Origin of the sequence: Benzoatithermus flavus, assembly GCF_037908215.1 — a bacterium.
GTDB classification, from domain to species: Bacteria; Pseudomonadota; Alphaproteobacteria; order Geminicoccales; family Geminicoccaceae; genus Benzoatithermus; species Benzoatithermus flavus.
In genome coordinates this window covers 27104-52381 of sequence record NZ_JBBLZC010000029.1, presented here as the reverse complement: position 1 = coordinate 52381, position 25278 = coordinate 27104, and the positions used below count along the sequence as shown (strand labels likewise).

The 25278-nt window shown below is 70.0% G+C and carries 25 protein-coding genes and 1 pseudogene; 13 read left to right on the top strand and 13 right to left on the bottom strand.

Annotated features, from left to right (window positions below):
• The first annotated feature begins 141 nt into the window (after positions 1-141).
• The gene (locus tag U1T56_RS20775) at positions 142-981 is read left to right on the top strand and encodes a phytoene/squalene synthase family protein (protein ID WP_418161417.1); all 840 of its coding nucleotides are present in this window, start codon (positions 142-144) and stop codon (positions 979-981) included.
• Positions 982-1023: 42 nt separating this feature from the next.
• On the opposite strand, the gene U1T56_RS20770 is transcribed toward U1T56_RS20775, so the two are convergent.
• From U1T56_RS20770 to U1T56_RS20755, 4 genes are all read right to left on the bottom strand, one after another.
• On the bottom strand, positions 1024-1251 hold the full coding sequence (locus U1T56_RS20770; protein ID WP_418161416.1) for a hypothetical protein: 228 nt from the start codon (positions 1249-1251) through the stop codon (positions 1024-1026).
• Positions 1252-1280: 29 nt separating this feature from the next.
• Positions 1281-1661, bottom strand: coding sequence for a Rap1a/Tai family immunity protein (locus U1T56_RS20765; RefSeq protein WP_418161415.1), 381 nt, complete (start codon positions 1659-1661; stop codon positions 1281-1283).
• 100 nt (positions 1662-1761) lie between these two features.
• Entirely contained in the window at positions 1762-2235 is a 474-nt protein-coding gene (locus tag U1T56_RS20760; RefSeq protein ID WP_418161414.1) for a CreA family protein, read from the bottom strand.
• A 481-nt stretch (positions 2236-2716) separates the two neighbouring features.
• A complete protein-coding gene (locus U1T56_RS20755; RefSeq protein WP_418161413.1) occupies positions 2717-3145 on the bottom strand; it encodes a GFA family protein in 429 nt (142 codons plus the stop codon).
• Positions 3146-3412: 267 nt separating this feature from the next.
• Between U1T56_RS20755 and U1T56_RS20750 the strand changes: the two genes are divergently transcribed.
• Positions 3413-4744, top strand: a complete 1332-nt coding sequence (locus U1T56_RS20750) for a replication-associated recombination protein A (protein WP_418161412.1) — start codon at positions 3413-3415, stop codon at positions 4742-4744.
• Positions 4741-5748 (top strand): RluA family pseudouridine synthase, encoded by a 1008-nt coding sequence (locus U1T56_RS20745; RefSeq protein ID WP_418161411.1) that lies wholly within the window; start codon positions 4741-4743, stop codon positions 5746-5748. Before U1T56_RS20750 ends, U1T56_RS20745 begins: the two co-directional genes overlap by 4 nt.
• 9 nt (positions 5749-5757) lie before the next feature.
• On the opposite strand, the gene U1T56_RS20740 is transcribed toward U1T56_RS20745, so the two are convergent.
• From U1T56_RS20740 to U1T56_RS20725, 4 genes are read right to left on the bottom strand one after another with little or no spacing between them, the layout of a single operon-like run.
• The gene (locus U1T56_RS20740) at positions 5758-6711 is read right to left on the bottom strand and encodes an ABC transporter ATP-binding protein (protein WP_418161410.1); all 954 of its coding nucleotides are present in this window, start codon (positions 6709-6711) and stop codon (positions 5758-5760) included.
• Positions 6708-7727, bottom strand: a complete 1020-nt coding sequence (locus U1T56_RS20735; protein WP_418161409.1) for an ABC transporter ATP-binding protein — start codon at positions 7725-7727, stop codon at positions 6708-6710. Before U1T56_RS20735 ends, U1T56_RS20740 begins: the two co-directional genes overlap by 4 nt.
• Positions 7724-8662: an acetamidase/formamidase family protein gene (locus tag U1T56_RS20730; protein ID WP_418161408.1), complete on the bottom strand. Its 939-nt coding sequence runs from the start codon at positions 8660-8662 to the stop codon at positions 7724-7726. The genes U1T56_RS20735 and U1T56_RS20730 overlap by 4 nt, the downstream gene beginning before the upstream one ends.
• Positions 8652-10232: an ABC transporter substrate-binding protein gene (locus U1T56_RS20725; protein ID WP_418161407.1), complete on the bottom strand. Its 1581-nt coding sequence runs from the start codon at positions 10230-10232 to the stop codon at positions 8652-8654. The genes U1T56_RS20730 and U1T56_RS20725 overlap by 11 nt, the downstream gene beginning before the upstream one ends.
• 122 nt (positions 10233-10354) lie before the next feature.
• Between U1T56_RS20725 and U1T56_RS20720 the strand changes: the two genes are divergently transcribed.
• On the top strand, positions 10355-10579 hold the full coding sequence (locus tag U1T56_RS20720; RefSeq protein ID WP_418161406.1) for an AbrB/MazE/SpoVT family DNA-binding domain-containing protein: 225 nt from the start codon (positions 10355-10357) through the stop codon (positions 10577-10579).
• 6 nt (positions 10580-10585) lie between these two features.
• Positions 10586-10972 carry a type II toxin-antitoxin system death-on-curing family toxin gene (locus U1T56_RS20715; RefSeq protein ID WP_418161405.1) on the top strand — a complete coding sequence of 129 codons (387 nt, stop codon included), beginning with the start codon at positions 10586-10588 and terminating at the stop codon, positions 10970-10972.
• A 6-nt stretch (positions 10973-10978) separates the two neighbouring features.
• On the opposite strand, the gene U1T56_RS20710 is transcribed toward U1T56_RS20715, so the two are convergent.
• The 3 genes from U1T56_RS20710 to U1T56_RS20700 form a co-directional block, all read right to left on the bottom strand.
• Positions 10979-11899 (bottom strand): ABC transporter permease, encoded by a 921-nt coding sequence (locus U1T56_RS20710; RefSeq protein ID WP_418161404.1) that lies wholly within the window; start codon positions 11897-11899, stop codon positions 10979-10981.
• Positions 11899-12741, bottom strand: coding sequence for an ABC transporter permease (locus U1T56_RS20705; RefSeq protein WP_418161420.1), 843 nt, complete (start codon positions 12739-12741; stop codon positions 11899-11901). Before U1T56_RS20705 ends, U1T56_RS20710 begins: the two co-directional genes overlap by 1 nt.
• 103 nt (positions 12742-12844) lie before the next feature.
• Positions 12845-13693: an alpha/beta hydrolase gene (locus tag U1T56_RS20700; protein ID WP_418161403.1), complete on the bottom strand. Its 849-nt coding sequence runs from the start codon at positions 13691-13693 to the stop codon at positions 12845-12847.
• Positions 13694-13832: 139 nt separating this feature from the next.
• On the opposite strand from U1T56_RS20700, the gene U1T56_RS20695 reads away from it, so the two are divergent.
• The 6 genes from U1T56_RS20695 (at position 13833) to U1T56_RS20670 (ending at position 20865) form a co-directional block, all read left to right on the top strand.
• Entirely contained in the window at positions 13833-14480 is a 648-nt protein-coding gene (locus U1T56_RS20695) for an HAD-IA family hydrolase (RefSeq protein WP_418161402.1), read from the top strand.
• 237 nt (positions 14481-14717) lie between these two features.
• A complete protein-coding gene (locus U1T56_RS20690) occupies positions 14718-15740 on the top strand; it encodes an NAD-dependent epimerase/dehydratase family protein (RefSeq protein WP_418161401.1) in 1023 nt (340 codons plus the stop codon).
• Positions 15727-16425 (top strand): PIG-L deacetylase family protein, encoded by a 699-nt coding sequence (locus U1T56_RS20685; RefSeq protein ID WP_418161400.1) that lies wholly within the window; start codon positions 15727-15729, stop codon positions 16423-16425. The genes U1T56_RS20690 and U1T56_RS20685 overlap by 14 nt, the downstream gene beginning before the upstream one ends.
• A gap of 56 nt (positions 16426-16481) precedes the next feature.
• Positions 16482-17411 carry a glycosyltransferase family 2 protein gene (locus U1T56_RS20680; RefSeq protein ID WP_418161399.1) on the top strand — a complete coding sequence of 310 codons (930 nt, stop codon included), beginning with the start codon at positions 16482-16484 and terminating at the stop codon, positions 17409-17411.
• Between the two features lie 86 nt (positions 17412-17497).
• A complete protein-coding gene (ppsA, locus tag U1T56_RS20675) occupies positions 17498-19951 on the top strand; it encodes a phosphoenolpyruvate synthase (protein WP_418161398.1) in 2454 nt (817 codons plus the stop codon).
• A 218-nt stretch (positions 19952-20169) separates the two neighbouring features.
• Positions 20170-20865 carry an ATP12 family chaperone protein gene (locus tag U1T56_RS20670; protein WP_418161397.1) on the top strand — a complete coding sequence of 232 codons (696 nt, stop codon included), beginning with the start codon at positions 20170-20172 and terminating at the stop codon, positions 20863-20865.
• Here U1T56_RS20670 and U1T56_RS20665 read toward each other — a convergent pair.
• Positions 20846-21685 (bottom strand): hypothetical protein, encoded by an 840-nt coding sequence (locus U1T56_RS20665; RefSeq protein WP_418161396.1) that lies wholly within the window; start codon positions 21683-21685, stop codon positions 20846-20848. The genes U1T56_RS20670 and U1T56_RS20665 overlap by 20 nt on opposite strands.
• A gap of 173 nt (positions 21686-21858) precedes the next feature.
• Here U1T56_RS20665 and U1T56_RS20660 point away from each other — a divergent pair, with 173 nt between their 5' ends.
• Together U1T56_RS20660 and U1T56_RS20655 are read left to right on the top strand one after the other, a co-directional pair.
• Complete coding sequence (locus U1T56_RS20660; RefSeq protein WP_418161395.1) at positions 21859-23391, top strand: acyl-CoA carboxylase subunit beta; 1533 nt, start codon at positions 21859-21861, stop codon at positions 23389-23391.
• Positions 23392-23398: 7 nt separating this feature from the next.
• Positions 23399-23614: pseudogene (locus U1T56_RS20655) on the top strand (hypothetical protein); the annotation flags it as partial.
• A 93-nt stretch (positions 23615-23707) separates the two neighbouring features.
• Here U1T56_RS20655 and U1T56_RS20650 read toward each other — a convergent pair.
• Positions 23708-25060 (bottom strand): DEAD/DEAH box helicase, encoded by a 1353-nt coding sequence (locus tag U1T56_RS20650; protein WP_418161394.1) that lies wholly within the window; start codon positions 25058-25060, stop codon positions 23708-23710.
• Between the last annotated feature and the right edge of the window lie 218 nt (positions 25061-25278).

The window sequence follows — 25278 nt, the reverse complement described above, 5'->3', positions numbered from 1 at the left end:
GCGGGGTGGAGCAGCCCGGTAGCTCGTCAGGCTCATAACCTGAAGGTCGCAGGTTCAAATCCTGCCCCCGCAACCAAACCCAGCCGACGTCGCCCGGTGTGCTATCTGGCCTCCGTCCGGCATCGACAGGGATCGCTCCGCGTGCAGCCTCACGAACGCTCGTTCTACCTCGCCGCCGAGGCGCGCCGGCACGACCCGGATCGGTATCTGTGCGCGCTGTTCGCGCCGGCCGAGCGGCGCGATGCCGTGCTCGCGCTCGTGCTGCTCCATCACGAGCTGGCACGGGTGCCGGACGTGGTGAGTCAGCCGATGGCCGGCTACATCCGCTACCAGTGGTGGCGGGATGCTCTCGCCGAAATCGACCAGGGCGAGGGGCCGCGGCGGCATCCGGTGGTGCTGGCGCTGGCGCAGGCCTTCCGCGAGGGCTGGGTCGCCGGACCCGCGCTGCAGGCGCTGATCGACGCGCGCGAGCGGGAACTCGACGAGGTGGTCGCCGAGGATCTGCCGGCGCTCGAGCGCTACGTGGCGGCGACCAGCGGAGCGCTGCAGGCGATCATCTATCGGGCGCTGGGCGGCAATGCGCCCGCCGAGGCAGAGGCCGCGACGGCGATCGGCACCGCCTTCGGGCTCGTCGGCATCGCCCGTGCGGTGGCGCACGGGATGCGGCACCGGCGCCAGTCGCTGCCGGCAGGCCTGCTGCGTCCAGCCGCAGCCGTGGACGAGGCGAGCACGGCACAGCCGCTGGCTGGTGCGATCGGCGCCGTGCTGGAGCGCGTGGAGGCGCTGCTGACGGCGGGTCGGGCACGGGCCGGTCGGCCGACGCGTGCCGTGATGGCGGCGTTCCTGCCGGCGACGCTGGCGGCAGGATACGCCGTGCGGATCCGCCGGCTGGATTGCGATCCCATCCGGGCCGCCGGCCTGACCCGCCCGGCGACAGCACCGCTCCAGCTCCTGGCGCATGTGCTGCTGCGGCGGCCGTGAGCCTCGGCTGCACGCGCTACCCGCGAGCCGAGCGAGCGATCGTCAGCGCTTCTTGAGCTGGTCGTAGACGAAGCCGCCGGTGCCGCCGGCGACTGCGCCGGTGACGGCGCTGCTCAGGAAGTCGCCGTGGAGCAGGCCCACTGCCGCCCCGCCCGCTGCACCCACGATGGCGCCGGTGAGCGTGCGCTCTCCCGTCTGCCGGTTGACCGAGCAGGCGGCCGCGAGAAGCGGCAGCAGTAACGCCACCGCCGCGCCGCGTAGACTTCGCATGTCCCCGTTCTCCGCCATTGGCCTCGCTCCTACCTGGAGCAGGGATAGGTTGCGGCCATGGCCTGCCAGAAGCCGTCGACGGGTTTCGCGCTCAACTGCTGCGGGTTGGCCTTGGCCCAGCGCACGAAAGCGCTGCGGATCTCGTTCAGCGGCGGTGTCGGCTCCTTGCAGGCGAGCGGTTTGATCGCGTCGGCACGGACGAGCTCGAGATAGAACAACCCGGTGCCGGCGATGAAGCCGTTGCAGAAGGCGAGGTCCGCCCCGGTCGGATCGCCGGCATCGCCCGATCCCTCGCAGAAGGCGAGCAGATCGGCCGTGGTGTCGAGCTTGCCGGGATTGGCCGCCTCCGTCGCATGCCCGGCGAGGAGGGCAAGGAGGCCGGCCATCCCGATGACCCTGATCCTGCGCATGGTCGCTCCCTTTTCCGACCGCTCGAGCATAGGCGGTGCGCGGCCGGTGGCAAGCGGCGCAGGGTGGAGCGCACAGCATCGTGCGTCCTCGGGCCGGTCGCTACAAGCCGCTGACCTGCTGATTGTAGAGGGCGACGGTGCTGATCCCCATCTTGGCCGAGCCTTCGGTGACCTGCCGGCTGTAGACGACGTAGATCAGCGTGTTGTTGGCCTTGTCGTAGATCCGGCGCACGGCCAGCGACTTGAACACGAGGCTGAGCCGCTGGCTGAATACCTCCTCGCCCGACTTGCTGCGGTCGATGTCGCGGATCGTGATCGGGCCGGTCTGGCGGCAGGCGATCGAGGCGTTGGACGGGTCCTCGAACCAGTTGCCCTTGGTCAGCTTGTCGATGAAGCCGCGCTCGAAATGGCTGATGTGGCAGGTGACACCGTCGACCTTGGGGTCGGCGATCGCCTCGACCACGATGCCGTTGCCGGTCCAGTCGTTCGTGAAGCTGCCGACCTCCTCGGCAGCGGCGGGAACGATCCCGCAACCCAGGGCGAGCAGAGCGGCCAGCGCACGGAAACGTCTCATGGTCGAGCCTCGGCGGTGAAGGATGGTGGACAGTCGGCAGCCGGCGCGCCGCCGTCAATAGCTCTCGAGCGCCTCGGCCGGCACCTCCGTCCGCTCCCCGGGCACGGCCGCCACCGTCTCGCGCGGTCCGGCCACGGCGCCGTCCCGGGCAGAAGCCAGGCAGCGCGCATCAGCGCCAGGACGAGGTGACAGAGCCCCGGCAGCCGGACAGGAGCCGGCAGGAGGAGCGGCATGGCGGGTATCCCGCGCAGCAGAGGGTATCCCGCCTTCGAAGATGGCGCTGTGCTGCTCGCTCGATCGGCGGGCACCTATCGGAGGCCGCACAGGCGGCGGACGAGGCCAGCTCGCCCGCCTCGTTCGCGTCGCGGCCCAGGTCGGGGCGGCCGCGCGGATGAACGGGTGCCGGGCGCAGCTCGGCCGGCGAGGCGCGAGGGCCGGCGGATCGGGCGGCACCGGCCCTTCCGGTGGCAGGGACCTGCCCCTATTCCGGGACCATCTCGCCCGAGCCGCCGGCCTCGGCCGGAAAATCCTTGAACTTGGGCAGGCCGTCGCGCATCGGCAGGACGGTCTCGGCATAGTTGACGTGGAGCTGCGGGGCGAAGGGAAGGTCGGGCAGGGTGGCGGCGAAGACGTCGACCAGGTTCAGCGGGGGATGGGCCGTCATCAGGTGGCCGCCGCAGACGCGGCAATACTGGCGCTGGCTGAGCGGGGTCTTCTGGAAGGTGGCGATGTGCTCCGCACCCTTGACCACCCGAACCGCCTCGGGCGACCAGAGCGTGAACGCGTTGACCGGGCCGCCCGACCAGGACCGGCACGAACGGCAGTGGCAGTAGCCCATGAGCTGGGGCTCGCCGGTGACGCGGATCTCGACGGCGCCGCAGAAGCATTGACCGGTGTGGGACGTGGGCATGGGGCTCCTCCCTGGGCGTGCGATGCGAGCGGAGTGTCGCCCGATCCGGCGTGGAGGCAAGGGAAATCGGCTCTGCGGGGGCGATCCGTCGACGGGCAGTCGGCCTGTGCTCGAATGCAGGATGCGCTCCCAGTGCCGCCCGCCTGGTTTCCGGCTGGCTCAGCGACCGCACCGGCCGGGAGAAACAACGCTCCACGTGCCGGCGCAGGGCCTGCCTGCACGAACGATTTCGGGACGCCGGCCCTTGCGCCCTGCTAAGCTTCGTCCATGAGCGACCTCTTCACCGACCTCGAATCCGGCCCGCCCCCGCCCGCCGCGCGCGAGCCGGGTGACCGGCCGTTGGCCGACCGGCTCCGGCCTCGCACCCTCGCCGACCTCGTCGGTCAGGACCAGCTCCTGAAGCCCGAAGCGCCGCTCTCGCGGATGCTGCAGCGGCGTCGGCTCGCCTCCCTCATCCTCTGGGGCCCGCCCGGCTGCGGCAAGACCACGCTCGCCCGGCTGCTCGCGAAAGAGGTGGGCGAGCCGCTCCTGGCGCTCTCCGCGGTCATGGCGGGCGTGGCGGATCTGCGCAAAAGCTTCGAGGAGGCGCGCAAATACCGCGCACGCGGGCGGCGGCCGATCCTGTTCATCGACGAGATCCACCGCTTCAACCGCACCCAGCAGGACGGGCTCCTGCACGAGGTCGAGGACGGCACGGTGACGCTGATCGGCGCCACCACCGAGAATCCCTCCTTTGCGCTCACCCCGGCCCTCGTCTCGCGCTGCCACGTGCTGGTGCTCGACCGCCTGCCCGAGACGGCGCTCCTCACCCTCCTGGAGCGCGCCGAAGCAGCGCTCGGCCATGCGCTCCCGCTCGATGCGGCCGCGCGCCGGCGCCTCGCCGAGCTCGCCGACGGCGACGGGCGCTATCTTCTGAACCTGGTCGAGACCATCGCCGACCTGCCGCCCGAGCCGGTCCTCGACCCCGCCGCCCTCGCCGATCTCCTCCAGCGCCGCCTGCCGGTCTACGACAAGGCGCAGGAGGCGCACTACAACCTGATCAGCGCCCTTCACAAATCCATCCGCGGCTCCGACCCCGACGCCGCCCTCTACTGGCTCGCCCGCATGCTCCAGGGCGGCGAGGACCCGCGCTATCTCGCACGCCGGCTCGTGCGCATGGCGATCGAGGATATCGGCCTCGCCGATCCGCAAGCCCTCGTCCTCGCCCGCGCCGCCGCCGAGACCTTCGAGCAGCTCGGCTCGCCCGAGGGCGAGCTGGCGCTGGCGCAGGTCGCGATCTACCTGGCGCTGGCGCCCAAGTCGAACGCGGGCTATGTCGCCTTCAAGGCGGCCATGCGCTCGGCCAGGGAGCGGGGCTCGCTGCCGCCACCCATGCACATCCTCAACGCCCCGACCGGATTGATGAAGCAGCTCGGCTACGGAGAAGGCTACGCCTACGACCACGACGCGCCCGACCGGTTCTCCGGCCAGAACTATTTCCCCGAGGCCATGGCGCGCGAGCACTACTACGTGCCCACGGCGGAGGGCTTCGAGGCCGAGCTGAAGGCGCGCGGCGAACGGCTCGCGGCCTTGCGGGAGAAGCGCGAGGCCGGCCGATGAGTGCCGTCACCCATCTCGAGGTCCGCCCGGAGGAGGAGGGCTGGCGCTTCGATCGCTGGGCCAAGGCCCATTTCCCGGGCCTGAGCTTCGGCCAGCTCCAGAAGCTCTGCCGCACCGGCCAGTTCCGACTCGACGGCAAGCGGGTCGAGGCCAATGCCCGGCTCGCGCACGGCCAGATCGTCCGGGTACCGCCGCTCGACGAGGCGGCGAAGGCGCCGGCAGCACCGGAGAAGCCCGCCCATCGTCCGCTCCGGGCGGAGGATGCGGCCTTCATCAGGAGCCTCGTCATGTACGAGGACGAGCGGCTCATCGCCTTCAACAAGCCCGCGGGCCTCGCCGTCCAGGGCGGCAGCGGCACCACACGCCACATCGACGGCCTGCTCGCTGCCTTCGCCAGGAAGGGCGAGCGGCCGCGCCTCGTGCACCGGCTCGACCGCGACACCTCGGGGCTCCTCGTGGTGGCGCGCTCGGCAGAAGCCGCGCGCGAGCTCACCTTCGCCTTCCAGCAGCACAAGGTGCGCAAGCTCTACTGGGCCATCGTCCTCAAGGGCCCCGAACGCAACCACGGCCTGATCGACGTGCCGCTGGTCAAGGCCGGGCCGGTGGGCCAGGAGAAGATGCGCACCGTCGTCCGCGACGAGGAGGACGCGCCGGAGGCGCGCAACGCCCGCACCCGCTTCATGGTGCTGGCGCGCGCCGGCAAGGTCGCGGCCTGGGTCGGCCTCATGCCGCTCACCGGCCGCACCCACCAGCTTCGCGTTCATTGCGCCGCCATCGGCACGCCGATCCTGGGCGACGGCAAGTACGGCGGCAAGGCGGCGCACCCCACGGGCGCTCCCAAGGGCCTGATGCTCCACGCCCGCGAGCTCGAGCTGCCGCAGCCCAAGGGCCGCCCCTTGCGCCTCACTGCCGAGCCCCCGGCCTCCTTCCGGGAGGCGCTGCGGTGGCTCGGCCTCGGCGTTCCGGAGCTGCCGGGGGCGAGCCTCGACGAGTGGCCGGATTAGGCAGCGCCATCAGCCGTAGAGGTGGCAGCGCACCTCGTGCCCGGCCGAGAGCTGGCGTGGCTCGGGCACGACCGCGCGGCAGACGGCCATCGCCTTCGGGCAGCGCGGGTGAAACGGGCAGCCCGAAGGCGGGCGCTCCGGGCTCGGCGGCTCGCCCTCGAGCGGCGCCCGGCGGCGGCGCCTGGCCGGGTCCGGCTGCGGCACGGCGGCGAGGAGCGCTTCGGTGTAGGGATGCGCCGGATCGGTGAAGAGACGCTCGGCCGAGGCGGTCTCGACGATCCGGCCGAGATACATCACGGCCACCCGGTCGCTGATCGCATGGACCACGCCGAGGTCGTGCGAGATGAAGAGGTAGGAGAGCCCGAGCCGCTCCTTGAGGTCCATGAGGAGATTCAGGACCTGCGACTGGATCGAGACGTCGAGGGCCGAGACCGGCTCGTCGAGGACGACCAGCTTCGGGGCGAGCGCTATCGCCCGTGCTATGCCGATCCGCTGGCGCTGGCCGCCCGAGAACTCGTGCGGGTAGCGGCTCGCGGCCCCTGGATCGAGGCCCACGGTCTCGAGCAGCTCGGCCACCCGTGCCTGGCGCTCCGCCCGGTTGCCGAGCCCGTGGACGACCAGAGGCTCGGCCAGGCTCCGGCCCACCGTGAAGCGCGGATCGAGCGAGGCCATGGGGTCCTGGAAGACGAGCTGCATGTCGCGCCGGCGGCGGCGCAGCGCCGGCTTCGACAGGCCCAAGAGATCCTCGCCCTCGAATCGTACCCGGCCCGAGGCGGGCTCGACCAGCCGCAGGATCGAGCGGACGAGCGTGGACTTGCCGCAGCCCGATTCGCCGACGATGCCGAGCGTCTCGCCGCGCTGCAGGCCGAGATCGACGCCGTTCACGGCATGGATGCGTCCGCCGCCCTCGAGCGGGAAGCTCGTGACCAGGTTCTCGACGAGCAGGAGCGGCTGACCGGTCACGACACGGGATTCCAGCAGGCGACGTCGTGGCCCGCCACGGGTGCCAAGGGCGGCATCGCCGCCCGGCAGCGTTCGAGAGCGCGGGGGCAGCGCGGATGGAAGGGGCAGCCCGTGGGCCGCCGGCCCGGCGGCGGCACGCTGCCCGGGATGGTCGGCAGACGGCCGCGGCCGGCATCGAGCCTGGGCATGGCGGCGAGAAGGCCCGCCGTGTAGGGGTGGGACGGCCGCGCGAACAGGGTGCCGACCGGCGCCTGCTCGACGATCCGGCCGGCATACATCACCGCCACCTCGTCGCAGAACTCGGCGACGACGCCGAGATCGTGGGTGATGAGGAGGATCGCCGTCCCGAGCTCGTCGCGCAAGCTCGCCATCAGCTCCAGGATCTGCGCCTGGACGGTGACGTCGAGCGCGGTCGTGGGCTCGTCGGCGATCAGGAGCCTGGGCGCGCAGGCGAGCGCCATCGCGATCATGACGCGCTGGCGCAAGCCCCCCGAGAGCTGATGCGGGTACTGCGCCGCCCGGCGCTCGGGAGCGCCGATCCCGACCCGGCGCAGGAGCTCCTGCACGCGCTCCTTGCGCGCCCTTGAGCCGAGATCGGTGTGGAGCTTGAGGCTTTCCTCGATCTGGTAGCCCACGGGCCAGGTCGGGTTGAGCGAGGTCATCGGCTCCTGGAAGATCATGGCGATCTGATTGCCGCGCACATTCCGCATCCGGCGCTCGGGCAGGCGCAGGAGCTCGGTGCCATCGAACCGCAGCGTCCTGGCGTTCACCCGCGCGGGTGGCTCCGGCAGAAGGCGCATGATGGCGCGCGCGGTAATGCTCTTGCCGCAGCCGGACTCGCCGACGAGGCCCAGAATCCGGCCGGGGGCGAGACGGAGATCCACCTCCTCCACCACCCGCACCTCGCCTGCCTCGCCCCGGAACGCGACCTCGAGTCCTTCAATTTCGAGCAGCGCCGTCGCGGCCTCGGGCGGCGGGAAGGGGAGACGGGCCGTGAGCGGCCCGCCCGTCATCATCGCAGCACGATCCGGGGAAAGTAGAGCGAGACCACCCAGTTGGGCACGTCCACGATCTCGCTGATCCGAAGGTCGGCGCACACGCTGCACAGCATGTAGGCCTCGACCGGCTTCATGCCGAAGCGGCCGCTCAGGAGGTCGATCATCCCGCTCACCGCGGCGCGCGCGGCCTGCATGAGATCGGGGCCGATGCCGGTCGTCACCTCGTAGCCCTCGCCGTCGAGATGGCGGCTCACCGGCCCCGGCGTGGTGAAGCGTGGCATCCCGAGGTTGGCGCCCTTCACGAGCTCGAAGGAGAGCACCACCGACATCGGGCTCTCGATCGCTGTGCCACAGACCTCGCCGTCGCCCTGCGCCGCGTGCGTGTCGCCGATCGAGAACAGGGCACCCTTCACCTGCACGGGCAGGTAGAGCTCGGTGCCGGCGGCGAGGTCGCGCACGTCCATGTTGCCGCCACAGGCGCGCGGCGGGACGATGCTGTGGAGGCCGGGCTCGGCGGGAGCGAGGCCGATGGTACCGGCGAAGGGCTTGAGCGGCACGCGCCCGCCGGGCCCATAGACGGCGGGGGCGAGGCTCGACGGGTCGTACTTCCAGATGTGGAGCGCCGGCTCCTGGAACTGGTCGGCCAGAAGGCCGAAGCCCGGAATGTTGGCGGTCCAGCCCCAGCCCGAGGGCTGGAACGCGTGGATCGTCACCTTCAAGGCATCGCCGGGCTCGGCTCCGTCCACGTGGATGGGACCGGTCACGGGATTGACCTTGCCGAAATCGAGCCGGGCGAGGTCGTCCAGGCCGGAGCCGGGGTTGAGCTGGGCACCCGAGCTGTCGACCGTCTCGAACTCGACCGTATCGCCCGGTGCGATCACGAGGGCCGGGGTGTTGGCGTTGTCCCAGCCGAAATGGTGGTGGTGCCGGTGGATCGTGTGGCTACTGCGCATCCTTGGCCCAGACCTCGTCGTAATGGACCGGGATGTGGACGGGGTCGACGAAGATCGCGTCGGGCCCGCCGATCCGGTCGGATTTCATGGTGAAGCGCTGTTCGTTGAACACCGGCGCCCAGGGCGCATCGGCCATGATATCGAGGAAGATCTCGCGCCAGAGCGCCAGGCGCTCCCCCGCCCGTGCCGGATCGGTGATGGCATCCGCCTCGGCCGCCTTCCTGTCGAGCGCCTCGTTGCAGTACCAGGACCAGTTCCAGCCGCCGGGCACCGCACCCGCGCAGCCCAGGATCGGCCCGTAGAAGTTGGAGGGATCGGGGAAGTCGGCGATCCAGGCCATGCCGCCCGACCAGATCATGGGCGCACCCGTCTTCTCCCCGCCGGCCGCGATCACGTTGGCCTGGGCCAGGGTCCTGAGCTCGGCCTTGATCCCGATCGCGGCCAGATCCTGCTGGATCGCCTGCGCGATGCGCGGGTTCGGGTCGGTGTTGTTGGCATAGAGCACGGTCGAGAAGCCGTTGCCGAGACCCGCCGCCTGGAGCAGCGACTTGGCCTTCGCCGGATCGTAGGCGTAGCCTTGGTAGTCCTCGGCGTAGCCCGGCATCGAGGGCGGCAGCGGCTGGTTCGCGGGCTTGGCGCGGCCGTTGATGATCCGGACGATGCGCTCCTTGTTGATGGCGTGGTTGACCGCCTGGCGCACCTCCTTCTTGTCGAAGGGCGGCACGTTGACGTTCATCGTCACGTAGCCGGTATGAAGCTGGCCGCCCTCGACGATGTTGTCACCCCACTCCGGGCTGTTCCTGACCTCGAGGAACTTGGCCGGCGGAATGCCGTCACCCAGGATGTCGACCTCGCCGCGCTGGAGGCGCAGGAGTGCCACCAAGGGCTCCTGGCCGATCTCGAACACGATCCGATCCAGATGCGGCTTGCCGGCCTTCCAGTGAGCGGGGTTGCGCGCGAGCACGAGGCGCTGGCCCAGCGTCCACTCCTCGAGCCTGAAGGCGCCGGTGCCGACGGGATGCTTGCCGAAGTCGGCGCCGTACTTCTCGACCTCCTCCCTGGGCACGGCGAAGCTGAAGTTGATCGCCATGACGTGGAGGAAGGTCGCGTCGGGCCGCGAGAGCTTGAAGACGATGGTGCGCGGATCCGGAACCTCGATGCTCTCGATCGAGCCGAAGAAGCCGGCACCCGGGCTCTGGGTCGCGGGATCGCGCACGCGCTCGATCGAGTACTTGATGTCCTCGGCGGTGAGTGCGCGGCCGTTGTGGAACTTCACCCCGTCCCGCAGATGGAAGGTGTAGGTCCTGCCGTCGGGGGCGATGTCGAAGCCCTCGGCGAGGTCGGGGACGAGCTCGGTGGTGCCGGGCTTGTAGTCCATGAGCCCGTCGAACAGGCTCTTGATGATCGACCAGTTCTGCCAGTCGTAGCCGATCGCCGGATCGAGCGTGCTGACGTCGTCCTTGTAGGTGACGACCATCTGCCCGCCCTGCTTGATCGTCTCGGCCGAAGCCGCAGCCGTGAACGCGAGTGTCAGCGTCAGCGCCGTGCCCGCGAGCAGCCCTCGTGCCATCTCGTGCCTCCCGTGCCTCTTGCCCTTCTGATAGCGCAGCCCGCGAGACCGGTCGACAGGCGCCTTGCCAGCCGCCCCGGTCGGCCATATTATAACATCTGTCATAACGGGACGATGCCACCATGCTCGCACTCAAGATCGCCCAGATCGGCAACTCGCTCGGTCTCGTGCTGCCCAAGGAGGCCGTCAACCGCCTGAAGGTGGGGAAGGGCGACGTGGTCTATCTGACCGAGGCCGCCGACGGCTATCGGATCACGCCCTATGATCCCGGGTTCGAGGAGCAGATGGAGAAGGCGCGCGCGATCATGAAGCGGCGCCGCAACGCGCTGCGCGAGCTCGCGAAGTAGGCGCTCATGCACCCGGTCTGGGTCGCGCAGGCGGTGGTGCTCGCGATCCACGACGAGCAGATCGCCGAGCATGGCGGGGCTGCCGGCGTGCGCGACCTGGGCCTGCTCGAATCGGCGCTCGCCCGGCCGCAGCATCTCGCCGCCTACGAGCCCGAGGTGGATCTCGCAGCCTTGGCGGCGGCCTACGCCTATGGGATCACGCGCAACCACCCTTTCGTCGACGGCAACAAGCGGGTGGCGCTCGTGGTCCTGGAGCTGTTCCCGGAGCTCAACGGCCATCGGCTCGAGGCCGAGGATGCCGACTGCGTCGTGACCTTCTCGGCCCTGGCTGCAGGGGATCTGAGCGAGGAGGCCCTCGCCGATTGGGTGAGGGAACGGCTGACGGCTGTCTGAGCGGCCTCATCGCCGCTTGATGCGCGGGTCCACGAACGGGGCCGCGATGTCGGCCATGAGGTTGCCGAGCACGATGAAGCAGGCGGCCACGGCCGTCACACCCACGATCACCGGAATGTCCACGAGCTGGATCGCCTGCCAGACGAGCTGACCGATGCCGGGCCAGCCGAACACCGATTCCACGACCACGGCGCCGCTCATGAAGATGCCGATGTCGAGCCCGATCATGGCGATGATCGGCAGCGCCGCGTTCCTGAACGCGTGGACGAGGAGGATGCGCGCGCTGCCCGCTCCCTTCGCGCGCGCGGTGGTGATGTAGTCCTGGCGCAGCACGTCGAGCATGGCCGAGCGGGTCATGCGCGCGTACCAGCCGCCGCCCAGGAGCCCCAGCGTCAGCGCCGGCAGGACGAGGTGCGAGAAGCTGCCGTAGCCGCCGATCGGAAACCAGCCGAGCTGCACGGCGAAGACGTAGAGCAGGAGGATGCCGACCACGAACTGCGGGGCCGAGACGGCGGTGAGCGAGGCCACCATCAGCGCCCGGTCCACGGGCCGGCCGCGCTTGGCGGCGGCGAGGACCCCCAGGGGCAGGCCGATCAGGAGCTCGACCGCGATCGCCCCTGCCATGAGCTGGAGCGTCGCCGGCAGGCGGGAGAGGATCAGCGTCGTCACCTCGGTCTTCTGGGCGTAGGAGCGGCCGAGGTCGCCCGTGAGCAGCCGGCCGAGATAGCGCAGGTACTGCTGCCAGAGCGGCAGGTCGAGCCCGAGCTGGCGGCGGATGCTCTCGACCACCTCGGGCGTGGCGCTCCGGCCCGCGATCTGCCGCACGGGGTCGGCCGGCAGGAGGAAGAGAAGAAGATAGGTGACGAGCGTGATGCCGAGCAGGATGAAGAGGGCCTGGCCCAGGCGGCGGGCGAGGTAGGTCGCCATCAGTCACGGCCCCGCTGGGTGGGGTCGAGCGCATCCCGGAGCGCGTCGCCCACGAGGTTGAAGGCAAGGGCGAGCAGCAGGATCGCGGCACCGGGAAAGACGACGAGCCAGGGTGCCGTCGTGAGCCAGGTCTGGTTCTCGAAGATGATGTTGCCCCAGGAAGGTGTCGGTGGCCGCACGCCCACGCCGAGGAAGGAGAGGGTGGCCTCGAGCAGCACGGTCGTGGCGATGCCCAGGGTGCCCCAGACCAGCATGGTGGGGACGAGATGCGGCAGGACGTGGCTGAGGAGGATGCGCAATGGCCCGGCGCCGATGGCGCGGCTCGCCTCGATGAACTCGCGCTCCACGAGCGAGCTGGTCTCGGTGTAGACGATGCGCGCGATCTGCACCCAGTTCACCATCGCGATCACCAGCGCCACGATCCATAAAGAGGGCCGGAAGATGGCAGCGAGCGCTATCGCGAGGAGAAGGGCGGGGAATGCCATCATGAGGTCGGTGAAGCGCATGATGACGGCTCCGAGCCAGCCGCGCGCGTAGCCGGCGGCGACGCCCAGGAGCGTCCCCAGGAGCACGGCGAAGCCGTTCGCGACCACGCCGATCAGAAGCGAGGTGCGCGAGCCCCAGATCAGCCGCGAGAGCAGGTCGCGGCCCAGAAGGTCGGTGCCGAGCCAGAAGCGCTCGCTCGGCGGCAGAGGGGCTCCTTCGAGCGACAGGCCGTCGAAGAACTGCTCGTCGGGCGAGTAGGGAGCGAGCTGCGGGGCCAGGAGCGCCGCGAGCACGGTCGCGAGGATCACGGCGAGCCCGAACAGGGTCACGGGATCGCGGAGCAGGCGGCGCAGCATGGAGGTCGGCGGGCCAGGGTTGAGGGAAGCCGCGGTCGAGAAGCCGGCGGCACCAATCTTAGCCACGTGTCCGCACGCGGCAAGAAGCGAAGCTTGGCGCCGTTCAGCCCGGCCGGCCCAGTACCCGGTCGAGGAAGGCCACGGTGTCGCTCAACACCCGGAACACGCGGCGGAACGGGTTGGCCATGGCGAGCAGGATGCCGACATGGCCGTGCCGTGGGTAGAGTTTGGCGGTGGCCTCGTTGCCGGTCTCGCGCAGGGCCTCGGCCAGCTTCAGGCTGTTGATCGGCAGGACCCGCTGATCGCGCATGCCGTGCGCCAGGAGCATGGGCGGGACGTGCCGGCGGACCAGACGGACGGGCTGGACCCGGGTCGGGTCGTGGCGGGCGGTGGCGAAGATCTCCCGCGTCTCCTCGTAGTCGAGCGGATTGAAAGCGTAAGGTCCGGCCAGGCCCACCACACCGCGCAGCGCCGACGGCGGGACTCCGGCCCGCTCGAGATAGGCGGGATCGAGCGCCGCCACGACCGCATTGTAGGCGCCGGCCGAGTGGCCGATCAGGGTCATCCGGCTGCTGTCGACGCCGAAGTCCAGTGCGTTGCGGTAGAGCCAGCCCAGCGCCGAGGCCGTGTCCTCGAGGAAGTCCGGGAAGCGCGCCTCCGGAAACAGGCGATAGTCCGGCACTGCCACCGCGAAGCCGCAGGCGACCATCATGTGGGCGATGAAGCGGTAGGTCCGCCTGGCACCTGCGTCCCAGCCGCCGCCATAGAGGAAGACCACGAGGCGACGCCGCGCGCGCGGGTCGTGTGGCAGATAAAGGTCTAGCCGTTGGCGCGGGCGTGGCCCATAGGCAAGGCTGTCGAGCAGCTCGAGCGGCGGGTTGGGCATCCATGCCTCGAGCAGACGCGAGGGATTGTCGCCGCGGCCGTTGCGGCGGGCGATGTGGTCGAACATGTTGCCGAGCATCGTGACCGTGCCATCATCGAGATCCGACGCCGGTGACGCAGGCAGGGTGCCTCGTCGGCCAATACTTTGATACTGAAACATTGCGGCTCGGAAAAGGAGCCCTCCATCGAAGGAGACTCACACCATCGTGCGTCTGATCGTGTTCGACTGCGACGGCACGCTCGTGGACAGCCAAGCCACGATCGTCGCCTGCGCTCAAGCCGCGTTCCGGGCGGAGGGCCTGATCCCGCCGCCGGCCGAGGCGGTGCGCCGGATCGTCGGCCTCTCGCTCCTGGAGGCCATGACGGCCCTTCTGGCCGAGCCCGATCCGATCTTGGGTGCGCGGCTGGCTGAGCATTATCGGGCCGCGTTCCTCGAACACCGCGCCCGGCCGGATTTTCACGAGCCACTGTTCCCCGGCGCCCGTGAGCTGCTCGAAGCGCTCCTCGAGCGCGATCTCCTGCTCGGGATCGCAACCGGCAAGGCGATGCGGGGCCTGCGCGCCGTGCTCGAGCGGCACGGGCTCGAGCGCTGCTTCGTCACCCTGCAGACGGCCGACCTGCATCCGAGCAAGCCCCATCCCGCCATGCTCGAGGCCGCCATGGCCGAGACCGGCAGCAGTCCGCACGAGACCATGCTCGTGGGCGACACCAGCTTCGACATCCTGATGGCGCGCGCGGCGGCAGCCGTGCCGGTAGGGGTGAGCTGGGGCAATCATCCGGCCGAGGAGCTGGTCGCGGCCGGCGCCACGTACGTGCTCGACCGGTTCGACGAGCTGCACGCTCTTCTACCGTAACGGCAATTTACCTCTACAGACATCCTGCCCTTTGCGTTAATCTCTCTGGAAGCGGACGGGAAAATTCTGCGTATATGGACGATCTGTAATTTCTGGTTTAGATATAATCAGGAGTTCAGATGGTGGCACCATAAATCACGCTGAGGCTGCTCCCGGCTCGGTGCGGCCCGGTGTCGAGATGGATGCTCCCCGCCTTGCACGCAGCGCCCGAGACATATTGAAGAGAAGGGTGTCAGAATGACCATCGAACCGATCAGACCGCGAAGCCGGCGTCGGCATGTTCTGATCACCGGCGGGCTAGGCTTCATCGGCACCCATGTCGCCGATGCGTTCCTTGCCGCTGGCCATGCCGTGACCCTGGTCGACTCCATGGTTCAGGCCGTGACCGACGGCAGCTGGTATCGGGGCATGCCCGAGGTCGCGATCCACACGATCAGCATCGAGGACTATCTCGAGCAGGGGGCGGACCTCGCGGCCTTCGACCTCGTGATCCACGCCGCCTCGCACGTCGGCCCGGCCAGCATCCTGAAATATACCGGCCGTCTCGGCTTCGAGATCGTGAATGCCACCCATCGCGTGATCGAGGCCTGCCTCGAGGCCGGCCGGCCGCTCGTCGTCTTCAGCTCGGCCGAGGTCTACGGCAGGAGCGGCCGGCTCGCCGAAAGCGACGACCTGATCGTGCCTGTGCCCTACAGCACCCGCGTCGAGTACGCGATCGGCAAGGCGCTCACCGAGGCCATGACCCTGAACAGCCGCCACCGCGGGCTCAAGGGCCTCGTCATCCGTCCGTTCAACGTCACGGGCTCGCGGCAGAGCAAGGCCGGCGGCTTCGTCATGCCGACCTTCGTGCAGCAGGCGCTCTCTGGCCAGCCGATCACCGTGTTCGCGGGCGGCCGGCAGACCCGTGCTTTCCTCGCCGCCACCGACCTTGCCCGCTTCCTGGTCGAGCATCTCGACGCGGCGCTCGCGAGCGGGCACGGCATCGTCAATCTCGGCAACCCCGACAACGCCGTCTCGGTGCTGGAGCTGGCCCATCGCATCAAGCGGCTCGCCGGCAGCACGTCGCCGATCGTGCACGTCGACGGCAAGGCGATCCACGGCGAACTCTACGAAGAAGCGGCTTCGGTCGACAAGCTGCCGGTGCTGGACGCTGCCGTCGCCGCCGGCTGGACACCCAGGGTCGGGCTCGACGAGCTGATCCAGCAGACCATCGCCTTCTATCGCTCGCACCGGGATTTCTGTGCCGATGAAGCTGCTTGAGGGTGTCTCGCGGGCGGTCGTGGTGGCGCCGCACGCCGACGACGACGTCTTGGGCTGCGGCGGGCTGATGGCGCGGCTGGGCCGCGCGGGGGCGAAGGTCCACGTCGTCTTCATGACCGTGGACGGCTTTCATCATTACGGCCTGCCGGGCGGGGTCTCGTTCGCCGAGCGGATCGCGGAGATCGAAAGGGTGGCGGCGCATCTGCGCTTCACGTGGGAGATCTTCTTCCCCGACCAGGGCCTGATCGAGAAGCTCGACACGGTGCCGAAGCGCGATCTCGTCGACCGGTTCGAGCATCTGTTCAACGAGCATCGGCCGGAGCTTCTGCTCCTGCCGAGCTACGTCGACTACGACCAGGACCACCGGCAGACCTTCGAGACCGCGTTCGCAGCCGCGCGGCCGATCGCGCCCGTGTTCGGCAAGTGGCTGATCCCGTTCGTGCTCGCCTACGAGCAGACCAAGCTCAACTTCGCCTGGAGCGATCTGCCGAGGCCCGCGGCCTTCGTCGACATCACCGATCACATCGAGGCCAAGCTCGAGGCGAACGCGCTCTACCGCTCGCAGCTCCGGCCGGTGCCGCACGTGCGGAGCCCCGAGGCGATCCGGGCTCTGGCCCGGATCCGGGGCAGCGAGATCGGGGTGGAGTATGCCGAGGCCTACCAGGTGTTCCGGGCGGTGCTCTAGCCATGCCACCGGATGCCGAATCCATCGGGCAAGCGCCGCCTCTCGTGAGCATCGGCATGCCGGTGCGCAACGGGGCGCGCTACATCGCGGCCGCGATCGAATCGATCCTGGCCCAGACCTTCACGGACTTCGAGCTCGTCATCGCCGATGACGACTCGAGCGACGGCACGGCCGAGATCTGCCGGGCCTACGCCGCGAAGGACGCGCGGGTCCGTTTCCACGAGAACGGCCGCAAGCTCGGCCTCGCCGAGAATCACAATCGCGTGGTGGAGCTCGCGCGCGGTCGGTTCTTCCACTGGACCGGTGCCGACGACGCGCATGATCCCCGCTTCCTCGAGTGCTGCCTTGCCGCACTCGAGGAAACGCCCGACGCCATCCTCGCCTATACGGCGATCCGGGTGATCGACGAGGAGGGCAGGGAGCTCGGCATCCGGGAGAACCGCATCCTGGGCTCGGACGATGCCGCACCGGCGCGGCGGCTCGCGGGGGCCCTGCTCGACTGCCCCTGGTGCAGCGCCATGTACGGCCTGTTCCGGCTCGATGCGCTCCGCCGGACCTCGCTGATGCTGCCCTTCCATGGCTCGGACCGCACGCTCCTGGTCGAGGCGGCGCTTGCCGGCCGTTTCGTCCACGTGCCGGAGCCGCTGTTCCTCAACCGGGAGCACGCCGAGCGCTACACCGCCAATGCCGAGCGCTGGCACACGGCGCTGCAGAGCGCGTCGCGGCCGAAAGCGCGCTCGTTGCCCTTGTGGCGCGGTGTGGCGAGCTGGCTCGGCGCCGTCGCGCGGCTCGTCCCCGTCCCGCGGGACCGCCTGCTCTGCATGGCGCCGATCGTCCACTGGCTCGTGCGCTGGCCCAATCCCCTGCTCCTCGCCTGGGATGTCCTCGCCTGGCTCAGCCCCGGCCTCGTCGCCCGGTTCTGGTCGTGGAAGCGGCGCCGCAGGCTGGTCGGCGTTCTCGGGCGGCACCGCCGCAGCGTGTCCTGAGCGCGATTGATCGAGAGCAAGGCGCTGCTCCATGCTTCGGGTTAGCCTCTCGCGACGAGGCTGCACCCCGAGCAGGAGGAGGCGTCATGGCCGAGGCCCGTTACGTCCGCTGGTTCTCCGAGCTGTCGCTGGCCGATGTCGGCCTCGTCGGCGGCAAGAACGCGAGCCTGGGCGAGATGTACCGCGAGCTCGTACCCTTGGGCATGCCGGTGCCCGACGGCTTCGCCGTCACGGCCGACGCCTATCGCGACGCGCTGACGCGGGTGAATGCCTGGCCGCTCCTCCATGCCGAGCTCGCTCACCTCGACAAGACCGACACGAAGGCCCTCGCCCGCGCCGGGGCGCGCTGCCGCGAGATCGTCTACAGCGCCGGCCTCACGCCCGAGATGGAGGCGGAGATTCTCGCCGCCTACCGGAAGCTCGTCGAGGAGTACGGCGAGGACGAGCTGTCGGTCGCGGTGCGCTCCTCGGCCACCGCCGAGGACCTGCCCACGGCGAGCTTCGCCGGCCAGCACGAGACCTATCTCAACGTGCGCGGGCCTGCGATGCTGCTCGATGCGATCCGCCGCTGCCAGGCCTCGCTGTTCACGGATCGCGCCATTTCCTATCGGATCGACAAAGGCTTCGGCCATTTCCAGGTGGCACTCTCGGTCGCGGTGCAGAAGATGGTCCGCTCCGATCTCGCGAGCGCAGGCGTGATGTTCTCGATCGACACCGAGACCGGCTTTCGGGATGCGGTGTTCATCACCGGTGCCTGGGGCCTCGGCGAGAACGTCGTCCAGGGGGCCGTCGACGTCGACGAGTTCTACGTCCACAAGCCGACCTTCAGGGCCGGCAAGCGCTGCGTGCTGCGCCGCGTGCTGGGCGCCAAGAAGATCAAGATGGTCTATGCCGCCGGTCGCACCCGCGAGCCCGTGGTCAATCGGCCGACGAGCGAGGCCGAGCGCCGGACCTTCTGCCTCACCGACGCGCAGGTCCTCGAGCTCGCCGACTACGCCATCCGCATCGAGGACCACTACAGCCGCAAGGCGGGCCGGTTCACGCCCATGGACATCGAATGGGCGCTCGATGGCATCGACGGCAGGCTCTGGATCGTCCAGGCGCGGCCCGAGACGGTGGTCTCGCAGCGCGCTGCGAACCTGGTCGAGGAGCACGTGGTCGCGAGCAAGGGAGCGACGGTGCTCGCGAGCGGGCGCGCGGTCGGCACCAAGGTCGCCACGGGCCGTGCGCGCCTGATCACCGACCCGCGACGGCTCGCCGAGTTCCGGGACGGCGAGGTGCTCGTCGCCGATACCACGACACCCGACTGGGAGCCCGTGATGAAGCGGGCGGCCGCCATCGTCACCAACCGCGGTGGCCGCACCTGCCATGCCGCCATCGTGGCGCGCGAGCTCGGCATCCCGGCCGTGGTGGGGGCGGAAGGCGCCACCACGACGATCGCGGACGGTGCCATCGTCACCGTCTCCTGTGCGGAGGGCGACATCGGCCGGATCTACGCGGGCGAGGTGCCGTTCACGGTCGAGACCATCGACCTCGCGACGCTGGAGCGTCCCTCGACCGAGGTGATGATCAACCTCGGCAACCCCGAGCTCGCCTTCGGCCTCTCGTTTCTCCCGGCCGATGGTGTGGGGCTCGCCCGGCTCGAGTTCATCATCAGCGAGCATATCAAGGCACATCCGATGGCGCTCCTGCACCCGGAGCGGGTCATCGATCCGGCGCAGCGGCAGGCGATCGAGGCCATGGTGGCGGGCTATCCTTCGGGCCGGGACTTCTTCGTCGAGCGGCTCTCGGAGGGGGTGGGGACCATCGCCGCCGCCTTCTGGCCACGGCCGGTGATCGTGCGGCTCTCGGATTTCAAGACCAACGAGTACGCGGCACTCTTGGGCGGCGCCGCCTTCGAGCCCGCGGAGGAGAATCCGATGCTCGGGTTCCGGGGTGCCTCCCGCTACGCCCATCCCGCCTACCGCGAGGCCTTCGCGCTGGAATGCGCCGCCATGCGCCGGGTGCGCGAGACGATGGGACTCGAGAACCTCAAGCTCATGATCCCGTTCTGCCGCCGGTTGGAGGAGGCCGACCGGGTGTTGGCAGCGATGGCGGAGGAGGGGCTGCGCCGTGGCGAGAACGGGCTCGAGATCTACGTCATGTGCGAGATTCCGGCCAACGTGATCCTGATCGACGCGTTCAGCCGGCGCTTCGACGGCTTTTCGATCGGCTCGAACGACCTCACCCAGCTCACGCTGGGCGTGGACCGCGACAGCGCCATGGTGGCGTTCGACTTCGACGAGCGCGATCCGGCCGTGATGGCCTTCCTGCGCCAGGCGGTCGAGGGTGCGAAGCGCAACGGCCGCCACAGCGGCATCTGCGGCCAGGCCCCGTCGGACTATCCCGAGGTCGCCGAGTTTCTGGTCGGCTGCGGGATCGATTCGGTGAGCGTCACCCCGGACGTGCTCCTGCGCACGATCCGCCTCGTGCGTGCCGCCGAGGCGCGGCTCGGCCGGCCGGGGAGGGGTTCGCAAGGGACCGGAACCGACCTACATTAAGTTCACGTGCACCGTTGCCCTGGACGAGCCCGAGAAGCAACTCGCCGACCATGTCCGCGTTCCCGGTCGCGGTGCGCGCGCTCGACGCCCTGTACCTTGCCACGGCTCGCCATCTGGCGGTGCACTGTCCTGATCTCCGTCTCGCCACCTGCGACCGCCTTATGGCGGATGCCGCAGCGGCTTCCGGCATTCCGCTCGTTGCCTTGGAGTGATCTCTCTTGCAGCGCTTCTACAAGGATGTCGCCGTCGGCGCCGAGGCCGACGGGTTCACCGTGCTCCTCGACGGCAAGCCGGTCCGCACGCCCGCCCGCCGGCTCCTGCTCCTGCCGACCCGGGCCCTGGCCGAGGCGGTGGCCGAGGAGTGGCGCGCACAAGGCGAGACCCTCGCCGCCGACGCCATGCGGCTCACCCGGCTCGCCACCACCGTCGTCGACCTGATGCCGACCCGGCGCGGCGATGCGATCGAAGAGGTGGCGGGCTTCGCCGACACCGATCTCCTGTGCTATCGCGCCAGCAGCCCCGCGACGCTCGTGGAGCGGCAGGAGGCGAGCTGGCAGCCCTGGCTCGACTGGGCCGAGCGGCAGTACGACGCCCGCCTCCAGCCGGCCTCCGGCATCATGCCAGTGGAGCAGTCCGAGACGGCGCTGAAGGCGCTGAAGGCCGCCGTGGCGCGGCTCGGCGACTGGCGGCTCGTCGGCCTGCATGCCGCTACGACCGCTCTGGGCTCCCTGATCCTCGGCCTCGCCCTCGAGCGTGGCGCCATCGACGGCGAGCGCGCTTTCGAGACGGCGTATCTCGACGAGTTGTTCGAGATCGAGGAATGGGGCGAGGACGCGGAGCAGACCCGGCGGCACGAACGGCTCAGGGCCGACGTCGCGGCGGCCGAGCGGTTCCTCAGGCTTCTGGCGGCCTGATCGCAGCGCCGCTCGCGGCCAAGGTGCGGTAGACGAGGGCGAGAGCGCTGGCACCGGCCATGCCGGTGAGGAGGTCGAGGAGCGCTTCGACGATCGACGTCGCGACGAGAATGGCGCCGGTCGCGTTCTCCGGCCCGACGACCACGACCAGGAGCTGGAGCCCGGCAGCAGCCGTGGCGAGGGCGCCGAAGCCCAGGACGAGCAGCAGCATGATGCCGAGCAGGCGCAGCCCGTTGCCCCGCGTCGCCGCCCAGGACCGCTGCAGGCCCATCGCGCGGTCGTCGATGCTGACACCCACCGGCACGAGGCAGAGCCGCATCAGGAAGAAGGATGCTGCCGCCACGCCGAGGCCGAGGAGCCCGATGCCGGCGAAGCCGATCGTGAAAGGTGCCTCGGCCTGGGGCGTTCGGACGATCGCACCCGTGGCATAGCCGAGGAGAGCCGCAGCGCCCAGGGGCAGAGCGGCGACCAAGCCGACGAGCATGTTCCAGAGCGCATAGCGCAGCACCCGGCCGTCGAGCGGTGCTATGCCACGGAGCGGCTCGGCCAGGACCACGTGGCGCTGCCAACGCACGGCGCAGGCGACGACGCAGAGCGAGAGCACGATCTCGGCCGTGCCTTCCCCGAGCGCCGGGGCGATCGCTCCGATGAGCCCGCCTCCGCTCGTCGGGCCGCCGGCCCGGCCCGCCATGGCGAGGAGAGAGAGCGCCAAAGCCAGGGCGTAGTAAGGCCAGGCGATGCGGGCGAGGCCGGCAAGATGGCCGAGCACGTCGCGCCAAGCCGCGACGACCAGGCCCAGGACGGGCAGCTTCGCTCGCATGTGCGCTCCCCTCGGATCGGTCGCCGATGGCCGTCCTATAGCGCCATTTGCCGCGTAGGCGAGGCTTTGCCGTGCGTCGAGCGGCATGCTACGTGGCCGTCACGATCGTATGGGCGCGGGGTGCGGGGCTGGTGCCGCGGACCCCGCCGGATCCGGGTGGGAGAGCAGGGGCCGTGCAGGAAATCCTCGAGCAGCTCGATGCGAAACGTCAGGCGGCCCGGTTGGGCGGCGGCGAGCGCCGGATCAAGGCCCAGCACGCGCGCGGCAAGCTGACCGCACGCGAGCGCATCGAGCTCCTGCTCGATCCGGGCTCGTTCGAAGAGACCGACATGTTCGTCGAGCACCGCTGCACCGATTTCGGCATGGCCGAGCAGCGCGTGCCGGGCGACGGCGTGATCACCGGCCAGGGCACCATCAACGGCCGGCTGGTCTTCGTGTTCAGCCAGGACTTCACGGTGTTCGGCGGCTCGCTCTCCGAGGCGCACGCCGAGAAGATCTGCAAGATCATGGACCGTGCCGTGCGGGTCGGGGCGCCGGTGATCGGCCTCAACGATTCCGGCGGTGCCCGCATCCAGGAGGGTGTGGCCTCGCTCGCCGGCTATGCCGACGTGTTCCAGAGGAACGTGCTGGCGAGCGGCGTCATCCCGCAGATCTCGGTGGTGATGGGCCCCTGCGCCGGCGGTGCGGTCTACTCGCCGGCCATGACCGATTTCATCTTCATGGTCCGCGACAGCTCCTACATGTTCGTGACCGGCCCCGACGTGGTGAAGACGGTGACGAACGAGACGGTGACGCAAGAGGAGCTGGGCGGGGCCACGACCCACACCCAGCGCTCGGGCGTGGCCGACCTCGCCTTCGACAACGACGTGCAAGCACTCCACGAGATCCGGCGCTTCGTCGACTTCCTGCCGCTGAGCAACCGCGAGAAGCCTCCCGTACGGCCGACCGAGGACCCGGCCGAGCGCGACGACTTCTCCCTCGACACGCTGGTCCCGCCGAACCCGAACAAGCCCTACGACATGAAGGAGCTGATCCGGAAGGTCGTGGACGAGGGTGACTTCTTCGAGCTCCAGCCCGACTACGCCAAGAACATCATCACCGGGTTCGCCCGGATCGAGGGCTCGACCGTGGGCATCGTCGCAAACCAGCCCATGGTGCTCGCGGGCTGCCTCGACATCGACAGCTCGCGGAAGGCGGCGCGCTTCGTCCGCTTCTGCGACTGCTTCAACATCCCGATCGTCACCTTCGTCGACGTGCCGGGCTTCCTGCCGGGCACCGCGCAGGAATATGGCGGCATCATCAAGCACGGGGCGAAGCTGCTCTTCGCCTACGCCGAGGCCACCGTGCCCAAGGTGACGGTGATCACGCGGAAGGCCTACGGCGGTGCTTACGACGTCATGAGCTCGAAGCACCTGCGCGGCGACGTCAACTATGCCTGGCCCACGGCCGAGATCGCGGTGATGGGCCCGAAGGGGGCGGTCGAGATCATCTTCCGCGCCGATATGAAGGACCCGGCGGCGATCGAGGCCAGGACGCAGGAATATCGCGAGCGGTTCGCGAACCCGTTCATCGCCGCGAGGCGCGGCTTCATCGACGACGTGATCATGCCGCACGGCACGCGCCGCCGCATCGCCCACAGTCTGCGCTGGCTCGAGAACAAGCAGCTCCAGAACCCCTGGAAGAAGCACGCCAACATCCCGCTCTAGCAGCGGGGTGGCCGGAGGTGTAAGACGCCAAGCTCCTGCCAGGGCAGGAGCATCTGGACGCAGGATCAGGCCAGAGCGCTCCGGTGGCCGGGCCGAAGCGATCGTCGACGCTCGCAGCGAGCTGCACGACGATCTCGTCCCGAGCCTCAGACGCGATCTCGAGACGAGCCTTGCCGGGCTCTACGAGCGGGCGCGCCGCGACGCCACGCACCGGCTTCGTCTCCATGGCGAAACGGCGGCAGCCCCCTACACGCTGGACCAGATCCTCGACGAGGACTGGCTGCCGAGAGCCGAGCGAGCGGCCGGCCGCTCCCGATCATCCCGTCCGGCTGGCGCCGTTGCGCCGCTGACGGGACTGGTAGCCGCGCCCCGGCTCGCCGGGGCGGGCCTCCAGGAAGCGAGGCGGCTTGGCCATGGCAGGCGCCGACCCGCCGCCACGACGCTGGCCGGACGGATGCCGGGGGGGCGAAGCGGCCAGTCGCGGGCCGGGGCGAGGAGCGCCGCGCTCCGGCCTGGGTGCCGGCGCCGGCAGGCTGCCCTCGACCTCCATGACCGGCACCTGCTGGCGGATCAGGGCTTCGATCGCACGCCAGTCGCTGCGCTCCTCCGGCGCGCAGAACGAGATCGCGTGCCCTTCTGCCCCGGCGCGCGCGGTGCGGCCGATGCGGTGCACGTAGCTCTCGGGCACGTCCGGCAGGTCGAAGTTGACGACGTGGCTCACACCGTCGACGTCGATGCCGCGCGCGGCGATGTCGGTCGCGACCAGCACCTTGGTGCGGCCGGCGCGAAAACCGCCGAGCGCCCGCTCGCGCTGGCTCTGCGTCTTGTTGCCGTGAATGGCCGCGGCCTCCACCCCGGCGGCGAGCAGGTGCTTCGTCACCTGATCGGCACGGTACTTGGTGCGGGTGAAGACGATGGTGCGGCCGACCGCGGGCTCGCGTACGATCCCGGTGAGCGCTGCCTTCTTTCCCGCCTGCTCGATGTGGACGACGCGCTGCGTCACGCGCTCGGCGGTCGTGGCCACGGGTGTTATGGTGACGCGCGCCGGCTCCTTCAGGAGCTCGGCCGCGAGCGCGGCGATGTCCTTGGGCAGGGTCGCCGAGAAGAACAGGCTCTGGCGCTGCGCCGGCACGTGGCTCATCACGCGGCGTATGGCGTGGATGAAGCCGATGTCGAGCATCCGGTCGACCTCGTCCAGCACCACGATTTCGGTGTGGTCGAGGCGGATCGTGCGCCGGCCGAGATGATCGACGAGCCGGCCGGGCGTGGCGACCAGGATGTCCACGCCGCGCGCCATGGCCCGCTCCTGCCGGCGCATGTCGACACCGCCGAAGACGACGGTGGCGGAGAGCCGCAAGTGGCGGCCGTAAGCCTGGAAGCTCTCGAGGATCTGGCTCGCGAGCTCGCGGGTGGGGGCCAGCACCAGCGCCCGGCAGGTGCCGGGGGCGGCCCGGCGGCGGTCGGCCGCGAGCCGGTGCAGGATCGGCAGCGCGAACGCCGCGGTCTTGCCGGTGCCGGTCTGAGCGATGCCCAAGAGATCGCGGCCCGCGAGGAGATGCGGGATCGACTGGGCCTGGATCGGCGTCGGCGTCGTGTAGCCTTCGGTCGCGAGCGCCTGGAGCAGGGGGGTCGCGAGGCCGAGGTCGGAGAACTGGATCAAGGTGGGCAATCTTTCGTTCGCGGGCAGGCAATGCCGGACCGGGCGAAGGGCGCCGGTGCCGCGTGCTGCCGAGGGGCTGATGGAATGACGCCCCGCGTGACCTGGGCAATCGGGTAGGAGGACTGGGTCTTCGGCAGGAAGCTGCCCGCTTTAAGCGGCGCTCTCACGCGGCCTCAGACCGAGGGCCGCTGCTGCGGCCCCCTCCATGTGCGGTCTTTGGCCCGGCA